Annotated in this window: 14 protein-coding genes and 1 other RNA gene; 10 read left to right on the plus strand and 5 right to left on the minus strand. The window is 60.8% G+C overall.

All coding sequences use genetic code 11. The annotated features are described in order from the left end of the window. Positions 1-41: 41 nt before the first annotated feature. Entirely contained in the window at positions 42-248 is a 207-nt protein-coding gene (locus tag G359_RS04840; RefSeq protein ID WP_045835210.1) for a hypothetical protein, read from the plus strand. Here G359_RS04840 and G359_RS04845 read toward each other — a convergent pair. The 3 genes from G359_RS04845 to ssrA all read right to left on the minus strand — a co-directional run bounded on the left by G359_RS04845 (position 241) and on the right by ssrA (position 1970). Continuing rightward, the gene (locus G359_RS04845; RefSeq protein WP_045835211.1) at positions 241-429 is read right to left on the minus strand and encodes a hypothetical protein; all 189 of its coding nucleotides are present in this window, start codon (positions 427-429) and stop codon (positions 241-243) included. The genes G359_RS04840 and G359_RS04845 overlap by 8 nt on opposite strands. Before the next feature lie 365 nt (positions 430-794). Further along, complete coding sequence (locus tag G359_RS04850; protein WP_045835212.1) at positions 795-1475, minus strand: SspB family protein; 681 nt, start codon at positions 1473-1475, stop codon at positions 795-797. A 102-nt stretch (positions 1476-1577) separates the two neighbouring features. After that, positions 1578-1970, minus strand: a transfer-messenger RNA (tmRNA) gene (gene ssrA, locus G359_RS19905). 172 nt (positions 1971-2142) lie between these two features. Between ssrA and G359_RS04860 the strand changes: the two genes are divergently transcribed. From G359_RS04860 to pssA, 9 genes are all read left to right on the plus strand, one after another. Then, complete coding sequence (locus tag G359_RS04860) at positions 2143-2925, plus strand: CPBP family intramembrane glutamic endopeptidase (protein ID WP_045835214.1); 783 nt, start codon at positions 2143-2145, stop codon at positions 2923-2925. A 47-nt stretch (positions 2926-2972) separates the two neighbouring features. Beyond that, a complete protein-coding gene (locus G359_RS04865) occupies positions 2973-3767 on the plus strand; it encodes a thymidylate synthase (RefSeq protein WP_045835215.1) in 795 nt (264 codons plus the stop codon). Positions 3768-4200: 433 nt separating this feature from the next. Further along, on the plus strand, positions 4201-4722 hold the full coding sequence (locus tag G359_RS04875) for a dihydrofolate reductase (RefSeq protein ID WP_045835217.1): 522 nt from the start codon (positions 4201-4203) through the stop codon (positions 4720-4722). 240 nt (positions 4723-4962) lie between these two features. Continuing rightward, positions 4963-6159 (plus strand): FtsH protease activity modulator HflK, encoded by a 1197-nt coding sequence (gene hflK / locus G359_RS04880; protein ID WP_045835218.1) that lies wholly within the window; start codon positions 4963-4965, stop codon positions 6157-6159. 1 nt (position 6160) lies between these two features. Next, a complete protein-coding gene (gene hflC / locus G359_RS04885) occupies positions 6161-7060 on the plus strand; it encodes a protease modulator HflC (protein WP_045835219.1) in 900 nt (299 codons plus the stop codon). After that, the gene (locus G359_RS04890) at positions 7057-7242 is read left to right on the plus strand and encodes a DUF2065 domain-containing protein (protein ID WP_045835220.1); all 186 of its coding nucleotides are present in this window, start codon (positions 7057-7059) and stop codon (positions 7240-7242) included. Before hflC ends, G359_RS04890 begins: the two co-directional genes overlap by 4 nt. 162 nt (positions 7243-7404) lie before the next feature. Continuing rightward, a complete protein-coding gene (locus tag G359_RS04895; RefSeq protein WP_045835221.1) occupies positions 7405-8871 on the plus strand; it encodes a Do family serine endopeptidase in 1467 nt (488 codons plus the stop codon). A 44-nt stretch (positions 8872-8915) separates the two neighbouring features. Further along, positions 8916-9629: a phosphatidylserine decarboxylase gene (locus tag G359_RS04900; protein ID WP_045835222.1), complete on the plus strand. Its 714-nt coding sequence runs from the start codon at positions 8916-8918 to the stop codon at positions 9627-9629. 49 nt (positions 9630-9678) lie between these two features. Continuing rightward, on the plus strand, positions 9679-10590 hold the full coding sequence (gene pssA / locus G359_RS04905) for a CDP-diacylglycerol--serine O-phosphatidyltransferase (RefSeq protein WP_045835223.1): 912 nt from the start codon (positions 9679-9681) through the stop codon (positions 10588-10590). Positions 10591-10592: 2 nt separating this feature from the next. Here pssA and G359_RS04910 read toward each other — a convergent pair whose 3' ends face one another. Together G359_RS04910 and G359_RS04915 are read right to left on the minus strand one after the other, a co-directional pair. Then, positions 10593-12038, minus strand: coding sequence for a mannose-1-phosphate guanylyltransferase/mannose-6-phosphate isomerase (locus G359_RS04910; RefSeq protein ID WP_045835224.1), 1446 nt, complete (start codon positions 12036-12038; stop codon positions 10593-10595). A gap of 168 nt (positions 12039-12206) precedes the next feature. Continuing rightward, positions 12207-14186, minus strand: a complete 1980-nt coding sequence (locus tag G359_RS04915) for an ATP-binding protein (RefSeq protein WP_052699187.1) — start codon at positions 14184-14186, stop codon at positions 12207-12209. Positions 14187-14188 lie beyond the last annotated feature (2 nt).

Genomic DNA, 14188 nt, shown 5'->3' on the forward strand with positions numbered 1-14188 from the left:
TCTGGCTGAACCCGCGAAAGAAGTGACGACCAAGTCAAGCGATGCTGGCGCAGAAGCGCACCGAGAACTACGCGCCGCCGCGTCCGCTACTTCTTCCTGAACTGATCCAGGCTCAGGATCTTGGCGCCGCCTTCGGGGACGGATTCCTTCGTGGCGAGTTTTTCCAGCCGAGCGCGATCCATCCCTCCGTCCACTGCGGAACGAAAAGCGAAGCGCGAATTCAAGCTCAGCGGTCGAAGTTCATCTGACGAGGAAGAAATACATTCCCAGCAGGAGTACCGCGATGAACACCAGGAATATTCTCACAATACGCAGCGCGCTTTGGTAGAAGCGCACATGCTCGTCAAAGTCTTGGGTGTCGGGAACATGGCCCGAAGCGCCACGCCGCTCGCCCTCACGTCGCAGAATACCCATTGCAGAATCGGCCATGAAACCACCTTCCCAAAAAATTTGGTCTGATTTTTCGTGCCATTCGCGCAGGTGAATGCGTGGAGTTCACAGGGCGGAGTAAGCAAGTCAGATTTTGGAAATATGATTTTCGGCAGTGCAGAGAGGAATGTCTTCGCCCCGTCGCTCACGGCAAGATTGCCAGCTTCCGGGCCGGCGTTCAATGCACTCTGTAGGGGCTCGAAAGAAAACTGTTTGCCCAAGTATCCGATAGGGCAAGCGTCGAACGACGAAACCGTCGTGGGAAAGCCTCACGACGATAAGTAACTTCAAGTCCGACAGAGAAAATCAAAGCGAGCCGGTGAGCACACTACCGCGACGCAACAATGTGCCGCCTGAACCCGGCGCTACTTCTTCCGGAACTGATCGAGGCTCAGGATCTTCGCGCCGCCTTCGGGGACTGCTTCCTTCGCGGCATCGGCGTCGTCGCCGTCCTTCGGCGCGTCTTCGCCGGCCCGCGTCGCAGGTTCCGGATTGGGCGGCATCGCATGATCGGATTTCACGGCAGCCAGAGCCGGAGCGCCGGTGAGCGCATCCTTGTCGCCACGCGGCTTGCGAGCCGTGCGGGTCTTTTTGGTCTGCGTGCGTGGAATGTCGGTTGCGTCGCCGTGCTCGTAGGTCGCGTCAGCGGTCACCGCGCGCGGCGCCGGGGGCGCATCCCGATCGCTGGCTTCGTCGTCGAACTGCAGCCCGTAGCGCACGCTCGGATCGATGAAGACCTTGATCGCGGCAAACGGAATGACAAGCCTTTCAGGAATGCCGTCGAAGGTGAGCTTCACCTCGAACCGGTCTTCCGAAACGATCAGATCCCAGAACCGATGCTGGAGAACGATCGTCATCTCGGTTGGATATTTTTCCTTCAACCGCTTCGACAGGATCACGCCCTGCGCCTGCGTGTGAAACGAGATGTAGAAGTGGTGCTCGTTGGGCAACCCGGTCTTTACGACCTGTTGCAGAACCGCGCGCACAACGCCTCGCATCGCCTCCTGTTGCAGCTTTGCGTAATCTATGGACGGCCCCGATGCCATGCCTCAGCCTTCAATCGCTAATTCCTCGTCTGACCTCTGAAATCAGATTTGCCGTCCCGTCAAGTCCAAGTGCCGATGGACCACTATGGGACGCAGTAAAGAAGTGGAGGGCTTCTGTTGCCCGGTGCCCTCCGGACCGCGCCTTATTCTGCTAGGAATAAGGGCTTCGAGTTCAGGCTAGTCGCACTGCATTACGCAGCGAGAGCGGCCTCAGCATAGTTGTCATTGGCAACTATTCTGTATGACCCGATAACGGTGGTATCATGCCGGGCAAAAGCTAAGTCCTTTACGCCTTCGTCGATCCTATTTCGCCCCCATACCCACCGGGCCTTTCGGCCGGCTTCCCGAAGGGAGTCGAAAGACCCCAACGAGAGAATGGTGGAGGCGCCGGGTACCGCCCCCGGGTCCGATCGGCTTATTACGACCGCGTTTATCACCATAGCTGGCAGAGCCAGCACCCCGAATATAGGGTGCAATGCTTTGGAAAAAAAGCGTTTCCACGCCTATGCTCGCATCCTGACGAAGAAATCTGTTATCGGCAGGCGACGATTGGACAAGGTGCTGGCCGCAGGAAGCCCCCTATTTTGGCGTTGCTGTTGGGTTTGGTGCGGTGATTTGATCGTTGGGCGCGAGGCGCGCCGGAGAATTTATCGAGAGAACTTATAGAGTGAGCGTTTCGTCGCAAGATAAGGTTCCGGTGCAAACGCCAGCTGCGATTTGGAAGGGGATCGCCGTCGCGATCGCCCTTGCCGTCGTAATCGTCGCAGCAGCGAAAGCCTTCGGCGATGCCGCCGCGAGAGCTTTTGATCTCTGGAGTGGGATCCATGAAGCGCGCGCCTTCACGGCCGGCGAACCCGAAGCCCTGCTGACCGGCCGCGTCGCCGCATCGCTCTTTGCCTTCCAGGCCGTGACGGTCGGCTCGCTATTTCTGCTTAACGTGCGCCGCCGGCGCGTTGCGGGTGTGCCGTTCCTGAATTTCGGCATGCCGCCGGGCGGGTTCAAGACGCTCGTGCTCTCCATCCTTGCCTTGGTGGCGCTCGCGATGGTGTTCGCCTCCTGCGTGTTCGTTTTCAATCCGGACGCGCTGAAACACGACCTGCAGCCTTTCGCTGAAATGATGAACTCGCGGACGTGGTGGCTCATCCTCATCGCGGCCGGTATCGGCGCGCCGCTCGCCGAAGAGTGCCTGTTCCGAGGCTTGCTGTTCGATGCGGTGCGGCCGTCGCCATTGGGATTTGCCGGTACGGCGTTCACCACCGCCATCACGTGGGCGTTCCTGCACGCCAATTATTCACCCTACGGCGTCGCTGCGATTACGCTGATCGGGCTTTATCTCGCGTGGCTCCGCGAGCGCACTGGAACGCTATTGACACCGGTCGTTTGTCATGGCGCCTACAACTCTCTGATCATTCTTTTGATGGCGTTCTCAGCTGGCGGCTCGCTCGGCTAAGGCCTCCGGAATCGATCAGCGGTCCAGAATCGATTAGTGCTGACCCAATGCAACAATATCTCGACCTGCTGCGCCGCGTGCGAACCGAAGGCGCAAAGAAAACCGACCGCACCGGTACCGGCACGCTGTCGGTCTTCGGCCATCAAATGCGCTTCGACCTTTCCGAAGGCTTCCCGCTGGTCACGACGAAGAAGCTGCATCTGAAGTCGATCATCGTTGAGCTTCTCTGGTTTTTGTCGGGGGCGACGAACACCCAGTATTTGAAAGAGCACGGCGTCAGCATCTGGGACGAATGGGCGGATTCGGATGGCAACCTCGGCCCGGTCTACGGCAAGCAGTGGCGCAGTTGGGAAACCGCCGACGGCGGCACGATCGATCAAATCACGAATGTCGTCTCCGATTTAAAGCGCAACCCGGACTCGCGCCGCATCATCGTGACGGCTTGGAATCCCGGCGACCTTCCGAACATGGCATTGGCGCCGTGCCATTGCCTTTTCCAATTCTACGTCATCGACGGCAAGCTATCCTGCCAGCTCTATCAACGCTCGGCCGATGTGTTCCTCGGCGTGCCCTTCAACATCGCGAGCTACGCGCTGTTGACGATGATGATGGCGCAGGTGACGGGACTGAAGCCGGGAGACTTCGTGCACACGTTTGGCGACGCGCACCTTTATCTCAATCACCTCGAGCAGGCGGATCTACAGCTGTCGCGCGCGCCGCGCCCGCTGCCCGAGATGAAGATAAATCCCGCAGTCTCATCGATCTTCGATTTCAAATACGAAGACTTCGAACTCATGGGCTACGACCCCTTACCCCACATCAAGGCCCCAGTGGCAGTGTAACGGCTTCCGTCATCCTCGGCCGAGCGCAGCGAAGATGCGTCGAAGGCGACCACCGTCATCCCGGCGCAGGCCGGGATCCGTCCAAGCGAGAAATCTGCAATGAACATCTCCCTTGGATGGATCCCCGCCTTCGCGGGGATGACGAATGAAAGCAACCACCGTCATGCCGACGAAGGTCGGCACCAAGACAATTATCAACATAGAGATCTTTGCTGACATGACTGGATCCCGGCCTCCGCCGGGATGACGGCCGTGGAGATGCTCGGGGTTGTCATCCGGGCGAGCCCGCTTGCGAGATCGGGAACCCAAGACGTCGAGCAATGATCTTGCGGTTCAGGTCTGGGTCCCAGCTCTTTGCTGAGCCTTCGCCGAGATGACAACGCGATGCGCAGACAGATTTGCTTCTTGCCCGCGCCGTTGCTATGCGATCGCCATGAATGAAATCACTGTTTCCTTGATCGTTGCCGTCTCCGAGAACGGCGTCATCGGCCGCGATGGCGGCCTGCCGTGGCGGCTCTCGTCCGACCTGAAGACGTTCCGCCGCTTGACGATGGACAGGCCCATCATCATGGGCCGCAAAACATTCCAATCGATCGGCAAGCCGCTCGATGGCCGCGACAACATTGTCGTCACGCGGGACCCGGCCTTCGAGGTCGCGGGCGTCTCGACCTGCGATACGGTGAGCGACGCGCTGACCCTTGCGCGCATTCTGGCGAGGACCCGCGGCGTCGAAGAGATCATGGTTATCGGCGGCGCTGGGGTCTACGAGGCGGCGTTTCCCGTTGCAGATCGCATCTATCTAACCCGCGTTCATGCCGTCGTCGAAGGCGACCGGCACTTCGCGCCCCTCGATACATCGGAATGGATTGAGGCAAGCCGGGAAGAACTGCCGAAGGGGCCGCGCGACGACCACCCATCGACGCTTTACGTTTATAATCGCCGGACATCCCAATGAAACGGGGCTCGCCGCTCTTGAAGGCGCGCCGTGAAGCCCCAAATTGCGATTAGCCAAACTAAGCGGAATTTGCGATCAATCGGGCACTGCCCTATAAGCTCCGCAAAATCTGGTTTTGACGGCGTGGCTCAGGCCTTAACAGGCGTGCCTGACGTTTGGCGGCAGCAAACGGTTGCCGGCATCTTTGAAGCGGGGGTCACGATTTCGCTCTTCAACTCAAATTTAATGAGGCCCTGAGTTATGCCCTGGACGAGTCAAGGCGGTGGCGGCAACCCCGGTGGGAATGGCGGCCGCAAGGGCGGTGGTGGCCCGTGGGGCCAGGGGCCGTGGGGTCCGTCCGGTGGCGGCGGGGGTGGTGGTAAAGAGCCGCCCGATCTCGATGAAATTTTGCGTCGTGGCCAGGATCGCATGCGCCAAGTGATGCGCGGCGGCGGTGGTAACGGCAATGGTGGCAGCGGCTTCGGAGGCGGCGTGCCCAAACCGTTCATTTTCTTCATCGCGATGCTGCTGCTTGCAGGCGTCGCGTTCTACGGCTTCTTCTTCCGCGTCAATCCGGACGAGCAGGGCATCGTCCTGCGCTTCGGCAAGTTCGACCGTTGGGAGCCATCGGGCCTGCACTTCCGCTGGCCTTACCCGATCGAGGAAGTCCGCCTGCCGAAAGTCACGCAGCAGCGCACGATCGAGGTCGGCGCCGGTCGCAGCGTCATCGGCGGCCAGGATAGCGGTTTGATGCTGACGGGCGACGGTAGCGTCGTTGACGTTCGCTTCGTGGTGTTCTGGCGCATCAGCCCTGAATCGGATCCGACGACCGGAGAGACGGGCGTCGAGCAGTTCCTCTTCAACATCGCACAGCCTGAGACGACCGTCCGCGAAGTTGCCGAAAGCGCCATGCGCGAAGTCGTCGGCCAGTCGGCCCTTCAGCCGCTTCTGACCGGCGGCCGCCAGAAGACGCAGGAAGACGTGCGTAACCTGATGCAGAAGACGCTCGATTACTATCGGGCCGGCATCAAGATCGATCAGATCCAGCTCAAGGAAGTCGACCCGCCGGCGGAAGTCATCGGTGCGTTCCGCGAAGTTGCGGCAGCTGGTCAGGAGAAGGAAACCCTGATCAAGCAGGCGCAAACCTACCAGGATCAGGTGACGCCGCGTGCCCACGGCGATGCCGACCGCATCATTGCGGCCGCCGAAGGCTATCGTGATCAGACAGTCGCCGAGGCGACGGGCCAGGCTGCCCGCTTCACCAAGGTTTACGACGAATACAAGAAGGCGCCCGACGTGACACGCGAACGGCTCTATCTCGAAATGCAGGAACGCGTTCTCTCCGGAGCCGACAAGATCATCATCGATCAAAAGAACACCGGCCAGGGCGTTGTCCCGTTCCTGCCGCTGGAGCAGCTCCAGAAGCGCGACCAGCAACAGACCGACGGAGCGAAATAATATGCGCGCGTTCTTCGCTTTTATCCTGACCATTCTCGGTCTCGCCGCGCTGGGGCTCTACGCCTCCGCGTTCATCGTCCACCAGAACGAGCAGGCGCTCGTGCTCCGCTTCGGTAATCCGCAGCAGGCCATCACGACGCCGGGTCTCAAATGGAAGGTGCCGTTCATCGACACCGTCGAAAAGTTCGACAAGCGTATCCTCGATCTCGATACGACCGAGCAGGAAGTGACGGCGTCGGATCAGCAGCGGCTCATCGTCGATGCCTACGCCCGCTATCGCATCGTCGACCAGCTGAAGTTCTATCAGAACGTCCGCTACGAAGACCGCGTCCGCGAGGTCGTCGGCCCGCTGATCGAATCCGAAATCCGCCGCGTGCTTGGCTCTGCAACTCTGCAGGAAGTCGTCAAGGACAAGCGCGAAAGCCTGATGAAGCAGATCGCAGCGCAGGTGAACAAGGAAGGCCGCGACTACGGTCTCGAAGTCGTCGACGTGCGCATCAAGCGCGCCGACCTTCCGAAGGAAAACCTCGTTAAGGTCTATGACCGGATGCGGGCTGACCGTGTTCGCGAGGCGACCGAGTTGCGCGCCCAGGGCGAAGCGGAAAGCAACCGCATCCGCGCCAACGCCGACAAGGACGTGACCATCATCAAGGCAACGGCGACGCAGAAGTCCGACGAAATCCGCGGCGACGGCGAAGCCGAGCGCAGCCGGATCTTCGCGGACGCCTTCGGACAGGACCCTGAATTCTTCCGGTTCTATCGCTCGATGCAGGCCTACACGTCGGCCATCAAGCCGGACGACACGCGCATGCTGCTATCTCCGGACAGCCAATTCTTCCGGTATTTTCAGGACCCTAACGGCAAGGCGCCAGCCTCGCCGGCCGCCTCCGCCCAGCGATGAACGATCTTCTAGCTGGTCTCGGCGTCGCCCTCGTCCTCGAGGGCCTGCTTTGGGCCGCCGCGCCTCTCAAGGCGCGGCGAGCCGTTGAGGAAATTGCAAGTTTAAGCACCACACGTATTCAGGTCTGCGCCGTCGCCGCCGTGGCGCTCGGCGTTTTTGTCGTTTGGCTGGCCCGGGGATAAGTCGCAAGGCCAACTTATCCCCGCGGCGCGGCGGTATGCTAACGTTGCCATGTTGACGCTCGGATGTTGCGCCAATAACGCCTGTCCGGCCAAACCCGAAACCCGGAATCCAAAGCCGGGCCAAATTGGCTTGCGACCCGATCAGACCCTGGAGTTCTCGCGATGATCAAGAAACGTTCGGCACTTTCTGTCGGGGTTGGCTTCGTCGCGTTGCTGTTCTTGGGCGTTTCACAGCCGGCCTTCGCTGATTTCCCCAATGGCCCGACCTCCGTCGCACCGCTCGCCAAACGCCTCTCCGATGCCGTCGTCAACATCGCGACATCCCAAACCGTCAAAGGTCCAGCCGGCGTTCCATTGCCCAAGGTGCCGAAGGGTGCGCCCTTCGAAGATTTCTTCGACGACTTCTTCAACAAGCGCGGCGGCGTGCCCCACGGAGACCGCAAGATCTCATCGCTGGGCTCCGGCTTCGTGATCGACGGCAAGGAAGGCCTGATCGTCACCAACAATCACGTCATCGAAGGCGCCGAGGAGATCGACATCAATTTCCACGACGGCTCCAAGCTCGTCGTCGAGAAGATCCTCGGCCGCGATACCAAGGCCGATCTCGCGCTGTTGAAGGTCTCGCCGAAGAAGCCGCTCGCCGATGTGAAATTCGGCTCCTCCGCCGACATCGAAGTGGGTGATTGGGTGATGGCCATCGGCAACCCGTTCGGCCTCGGCGGATCCGTTTCGGTCGGCATCATCTCGGCGAAAAGCCGCGATATCAATTCCGGCCCCTATGATGATTATCTGCAGACGGATGCTGCGATCAACAAAGGCAATTCCGGCGGTCCGCTGTTCAACATGAACGGCGAGGTGATCGGCGTGAACACCGCAATCATCTCTCCGACGGGCGGATCGATCGGCATCGGTTTCGCGGTCCCCTCCGATACCGTCTCGAAAGTCGTCGAGCAGCTGAAGCAATACGGCGAAGTGCGGCGCGGCTGGCTCGGCGTCAAGATTCAAACCGTCACCGGCGACATCGCCGAGACGCTGGGACTACCTGAAAACACCGGCGCGCTCGTCGCGGCCGTGACGCCCGACAGCCCGGCATCGAAAGCCGGACTGGTCGCGGGCGACGTCATTTTGAAATTCGACGGCAAGGACGTGACGAGCATGCGCGGCCTGCCGAAGATGGTCGCTCAAGCCGCTGTCGGACAAGCCGTCGATGTCGAGCTTCTCCGCAAGGGCCAGAAACAGAACACACAGGTAACCGTCGGCCGTCTCGAGGACGATGATGACAATACGAGCGACCTGAAGAGCGACGCTGGCAAGGAGGATGATCCGAAAGGTTCCGACATCATCGGCCTCACGCTTTCGCCCCTGAGCGACGATCTGCGCAAGAAGTACAACCTCGACGACAAGATCAAAGGCGTCGTGGTCGAAGCGGTCGATCCGCAGAGCCCGGCCGCAAGCAAAGGCCTGAAGCCGGGTGACGTGATCGTCGAAGCGGCGCAGGATATCGTTTCCGATCCCGACGACGTCGCAAAGAGCATCGAGAAGGTCAAGAAGGCCGGTCGCAAGGCCGTGCTGCTTCGTGTCGAGGACAGCAAAGGCGATCTTCGCTTCGTAGCAGTGCCGGTGTCGTGATTGCCGTGCTATCGCAATTAGAAATTCTCTTCAGGAGGTAATTCGTGTCCAAAGGCCACGGCATTCTCGATACGATCTTCGACCAGCTATCGCCCGTGCATCCCGATGGACACAAGTTCATTGCCATCGCCGCGGCAGTGACGCTGCTGTTCTTCTTCCTCTATCCGCCGCTCGGATGGGTCTGCGCCGGCGTCACCGCATGGGTCGTCTATTTCTTCCGCGATCCGCAGCGCGTCACGCCGTTACGGCCAGGCTTGGTTGTGTCGGGAGCTGACGGCAGGATCTCGGGCATCGAGAAAGTCGTGCCCCCCGCCGAGATGGGCATGGGCTCGGAGCCGCGGGTCCGTATTTCGACGTTCCTCTCCGTATTTGACGTTCACATCAATCGTGCGCCGGTCGCCGGCCGAATTGTTCGCTCGGTCTACATACCCGGCACTTTTGTGAATGCCGCCCTCGACAAGGCGAGCGAAGACAACGAGCGACGCCTTATCGTCATCGAGACGCCAACAGACGGCGAGGTTGGCGTGGTGCAGATTGCGGGTCTCGTCGCCCGCCGCATCGTGACGTTTGTCGAGACAGGTGACACAGTCGGAGTGGGCCAGCGGTTCGGCCTCATTCGTTTTGGCTCGCGTGTGGACGTTTATCTCCCGCCGGGTAAAACCGCTCTCGTCAGCGTCGGTCAACGTGCGATTGCAGGCGAGACCGTTTTCGCAGATCTTCAGTCGGTCGAACCGGAACGCGAGGCGCGCCGCGCCTGATCTCAGGCCGGTAGATCGCAACTGAGGCAAAGGCCACAAGGAGCCTGCCATGGATACGGATGAGCCATTCATCGAGACCGAAACGCGCCGTCGCAGGCGCCGGTCTCTCTTCCGTCACCGGCGCGTGCCGGTTCGGATGCTCGTGCCGAATTTCTTCACGCTCCTCGGCCTTTGCGCCGGCCTCACATCGATCCGCATGGGGATCGAGGGCCGGTATGATCTGGCGCTCGCGGCGATCGTTTTCGCCGCCTGCCTCGACGGCATTGATGGCCGCATCGCGCGCCTCCTGAAAGCATCGTCCCGCTTCGGCGCCGAGTTGGACAGCCTCGCCGATTTCGTAAACTTCGGCGTCGCGCCCGCTTTCCTGATTTTCAATTGGGGATTGGGCGACCTGAAGAGCGCAGGCTGGATCTGCGTCATGATCTTCGCGCTTGCTTCGGCGCTACGCCTCGCGCGCTTCAATGCGGCGCTCGATGACGATAAACCGAAGTGGCAGTCGAACTACTTCATGGGCATGCCGACGCCCGCAGCCGCCATCGCGGTGCTGCTGCCGCTCTATCTCGATCAGCTCGGGCTCGCCGATATCAAGACGCAGTGGGCGTTGAAGATCGTGCTCGTCTATACGGTATTCATCGCCTTCATGATGGTGTCGTCGATCCCGACGTACTCCGGCAAGCTCGTCGGTGAGCGCGTGGGACGCGAATGGGTTTTGCCGATCTTCGTCGTCGCCATAGGTATCGTCGCGTTCCTGTTCACGTACCCTTATGAAACGCTGACGGCGCTGACGGTCCTTTATCTCGCCTTCATTCCGGCGAGCTGGCGGAACTTCCGCGACAGGAGCGAGGGAGAGAGCGCCGCCGCTGCCGCCGCGCAAACGGCTTCTCCCGCGACGGAAACGCCGGCCAACGAGCAAGGGACCGGGCGGATCTTCACCTTCCGGCCAACCGACCCGACGAAATAAACTTACTTCGTCTCTTCGGGCTCGCGGTGATAGATGTCGTCGGTCCGCATGATATCGTCCTCGCCGAGGTACGACCCGATCTGCACTTCGATGATCTCGACAGGAACCTTGCCCGGGTTCTGCAGGCGGTGCCACTGCGTCGCGAAAATGTAGACGCTTTCGTTCTCGCGAACGAGCTGCTCCTTCTCGCCGATGGAAACCTGCGCCGTTCCCTGCACGACGATCCAATGCTCCGACCGGTGATGATGCATTTGCATTGAGAGCTTGCCGCCGGGCTTCACATGCAGAAGCTTCACCTGGAAGCGCGGCCCGATGTTGAGCGTCTCGAAATAGCCCCACGGCCGGTAGTTCCGAAGGTGCTGCTCTTGCTCTTTCCGGTTCGATTGCTTCAGCTGCTGCACGATCTTCGAAACGTCCTGCGTGCGGCTCTTGTCGGCCACGAGCAGCGCGTCCGGCGTGTTGACGATGATGAGGTCGTTGACGCCGATCGTCGACACGATCGCGCGCTCGGAATGGACGTAGCAATCCGACGTATCCTCGAGCACCGCTTCTCCCTTGATGAAGTTGCCCTTGTCGTCGCGAGGCGCGATATCCCACAGCGATGACCACGAGCCGACATCGTTCCAGCCGACGTTCATCGGCAGGATCGCCGCCGCTCGCGTCTTCTCCATCACCGCATAGTCGATCGAGATGTTGGGAGCGGCCGCGAAGCACTTGCGATCGAGACGCAGGAAGCCGAGGTCTTCGGTGGCATGGGCGAGTGCCGCGCGCGCCGCCTCGAGGATCTTCGGCTCAAGCCGCTCGACCTCGGAGAGATACGTTTTGGCGTTGAGCGCGAAAATTCCGCTGTTCCAGAGATAAGACCCATTCTCGAGATAGCTCTCGGCCGTTGCGCGATCGGGTTTTTCCGCAAAGCTCTCGACTTCGAAAGCGTACCCGGCAAAACCCGGTAACGCCTCGCCGCGCTTGATGTAGCCGTAACCCGTATGTGGCTCCGTCGGCTTGATGCCGAAGAGAACGAGCTTGCCGGTCGCAGCGACCTCCGCCGCGCGCCGGATGTTCTCGGCGAACGCCGCACCGTCTTCGATGACGTGATCGGACGGCATGACCGCGAGGATCGCATTCGGATCGTCCTGCAGCGCGATCAGCGCCGCCACCGCGATCGCCGGGGCCGTGTTGCGCGCAATGGGTTCGAGCACGATCGCACGCGGCTCGAGGCCGGCGCGTTCCAACTCCTCGCGCACGAGAAAGCGATGGTCGTTATTGCAAAGGAGGATTGGCTTCTCAAAGCCCGCATGCTGCGGCAGCCGGCCGAGAGCCGTTCCGAGAAACGACGAGCTTTGCCCGTTGAAGAAGCGAATGAACTGCTTCGGGTACATCGCGCGCGACAGCGGCCACAACCGCGTGCCCGAGCCGCCCGACAATATGACTGGGTGAATTTTGCTCATGAAGAATACTATCCCCCCAGATCTAAAAGATTGATGTCTGGCAGCGTTCATTCGCCCTCGATAATAGGGAGAAGGCATTTCGCTCCAAACGCCATTCTGACGCAACGTATACGGCTGAATGCAAATTCCGTACGGCAAATGCAAGGCTTGCGCCAAACGGCGAGGGGATCAGCCGACGGGACGCGTCAGCCGTTCACGCAGCGACCTGAGCGCCTCGCCAGATCCCGTAGGCTTGCTGCTCTGCGGCGCGCCGGGAGCATTGGCCGAAGCCAAAGGAGGCGGGACTTCGCGGCGCGGCAACGGTGCGCTGGTTCGCGGCGAGGAGGTGGGCGACGGGCTGGAGTAGGGCGTTGGCGGCATCGGAATTTTGTAGGAAGCCGGGCCCGCATCCGGGATGGCTTGATGGATCTCCGGTGATGCGGGGTGCGGGGTTCCGTGCAAGCCGAGGGCATCGGCCATCATCGCGAGATGGTGCCCCCCGTCGCCGTTCGCCGGAATTCCCGAAGCGCGCCAACGCTCGACGATCTGATCGAGGAAGCCTTCGTCGCCGAGCGACTTCTGCCATCTCTCCGAGAAATTCGCAGACGACGATTTCGGCAACGCCCGCTTTGGCAATTCATCGAACTTGATGCGAACCGGCAAAGCCATGCCGTCACCGAAGGCAATGGCTTCACGCTGCCCGAGCGATGGCAGGAATTCCAAGAGTCCAGCGCCAGTATCGGCAACCGCCGAGGCGACGATCTCCTGGTCGCGGTCGTTCGACATGCGCAACGCAAAGACCGTATTGCACTGGGAAAGAATGGTCGGATCGATTTCTGCCGGACGCTGCGTGACGATGCAAAGCGAGGCGCCGTATTTGCGGCCTTCCTTCGCGATCTTGGCGATCGCGCGCTTGCACGGCTCGAAGCCGAGCGTCGAATTCGCCGGAACATAACGATGCGCTTCTTCGCAAACGAGCGTCACCGGCACCTGGCCCTCGCTCCAGAGCGCGAAGTCGAATGTCATGCGGCAAAGCACCGAGACGACGACGTTGACGACCTCCGACGGGATGCCGGTTAGCTCGAGAATCGTGATGGGCTTGCTGTTGACCGGAACCCGGAAGATGCGTCCAAGAACTTGCGTCATGCCGTCGTAAACGGTCAGCGACCCGAACATGAACGCGTAACGGCCATCCTGCGAGATCGTCTCGATCCGATGCTTGAGAAGCCGGTAGGGCGCGAGATCCTTCCTGTTCTCGAGCTTGCCGAGCCGTTCGTCGATCAGCAGCAGAAGATCGGAAATGCGATAAGGGACGGGCGTATCGACGGTATAGCGGCTGGCGTCGCTCAAGCCGCGGCGGAGCTTCGCCGGCTCGGTCGAACGGCCGCTATTGTAACGCGCCTTCGCAATCGGGATCACTTCCTGCAGGATCTCGACTTCGGCCTTCCGGTCGCCGTCGCCGACGAGAACTTCCTGGATCTCTTCGAACGTCAGCAGCCAGTAAGGCAGCTGCATGTTCCGCGGCGAGATCACTTCGGCCCAATCGCTGAACGCCGTCGCATACTCGTTGTGAGGATCGAGCAGTACGATGTGGGCATTCGGATTTTTTTCGACGATCGATCGCAGGATCAGCGCCGTCGTGCAGGATTTGCCGGTGCCTGTCGTGCCGAGGATCGCGAAATGCTTGCCGAGCAGTTCATCGACGCGCACCATTGCCGGGATCGTGCTGTCCTGACGAATGGAGCCGACGCGCACCATGGCGCCGCTATCGCCGCAGAATGTCGCCTCGAGCTCCGTTCGCAATGCGAGCCGCACGCGATCGCCGAGCGCGGGATAGGCGGTGACGCCGCGGTTGAATTTCGGCGGCTTGCCTTCGCCCGCACTCGTCAATTCGCCGACGAGGCCGAGTTCCGCGATCCAGACTTCGCTGTCGCCGTCACGCTGCGAGGGAACCGGAACGCTCAGAGCTGAAACGATGGCGAGCACTGTCGTGCGCGAGGTTTCCACGGCAAGCAGCGTGCCCATTTCGGGACGCCCGTCAGGCGAGCGCGCTCGCAGCTCGCCTGCGCCGTCGAGCAAGACGATCGCTTTCGATCCGGTGACCGAAACGATGCGCCCAATTGAGGCATCCAAGCCATTCATTTGGTTCTGGTTATGATTGCCTGACATTC

This window comes from Hyphomicrobium sp. 99, from assembly GCF_000384335.2.
In the GTDB taxonomy this organism is placed as follows: domain Bacteria; phylum Pseudomonadota; class Alphaproteobacteria; order Rhizobiales; family Hyphomicrobiaceae; genus Hyphomicrobium_B.

Coding starts and splice junctions, on each gene's coding strand:
- G359_RS04910 (WP_045835224.1), bottom strand. CDS start 12,038: ATGAGCAAAATTCACCCAGTCATATTGTCGGGCGGCTCGGGCACGCGG.
- G359_RS04895 (WP_045835221.1), top strand. CDS start 7,405: ATGATCAAGAAACGTTCGGCACTTTCTGTCGGGGTTGGCTTCGTCGCG.
- G359_RS04850 (WP_045835212.1), bottom strand. CDS start 1,475: ATGGCATCGGGGCCGTCCATAGATTACGCAAAGCTGCAACAGGAGGCG.
- pssA (WP_045835223.1), top strand. CDS start 9,679: ATGGATACGGATGAGCCATTCATCGAGACCGAAACGCGCCGTCGCAGG.
- G359_RS04840 (WP_045835210.1), top strand. CDS start 42: ATGCTGGCGCAGAAGCGCACCGAGAACTACGCGCCGCCGCGTCCGCTA.
- G359_RS04845 (WP_045835211.1), bottom strand. CDS start 429: ATGGCCGATTCTGCAATGGGTATTCTGCGACGTGAGGGCGAGCGGCGT.
- hflK (WP_045835218.1), top strand. CDS start 4,963: ATGCCCTGGACGAGTCAAGGCGGTGGCGGCAACCCCGGTGGGAATGGC.
- G359_RS04890 (WP_045835220.1), top strand. CDS start 7,057: ATGAACGATCTTCTAGCTGGTCTCGGCGTCGCCCTCGTCCTCGAGGGC.
- hflC (WP_045835219.1), top strand. CDS start 6,161: ATGCGCGCGTTCTTCGCTTTTATCCTGACCATTCTCGGTCTCGCCGCG.
- G359_RS04915 (WP_052699187.1), bottom strand. CDS start 14,186: ATGTCAGGCAATCATAACCAGAACCAAATGAATGGCTTGGATGCCTCA.
- G359_RS04865 (WP_045835215.1), top strand. CDS start 2,973: ATGCAACAATATCTCGACCTGCTGCGCCGCGTGCGAACCGAAGGCGCA.
- G359_RS04875 (WP_045835217.1), top strand. CDS start 4,201: ATGAATGAAATCACTGTTTCCTTGATCGTTGCCGTCTCCGAGAACGGC.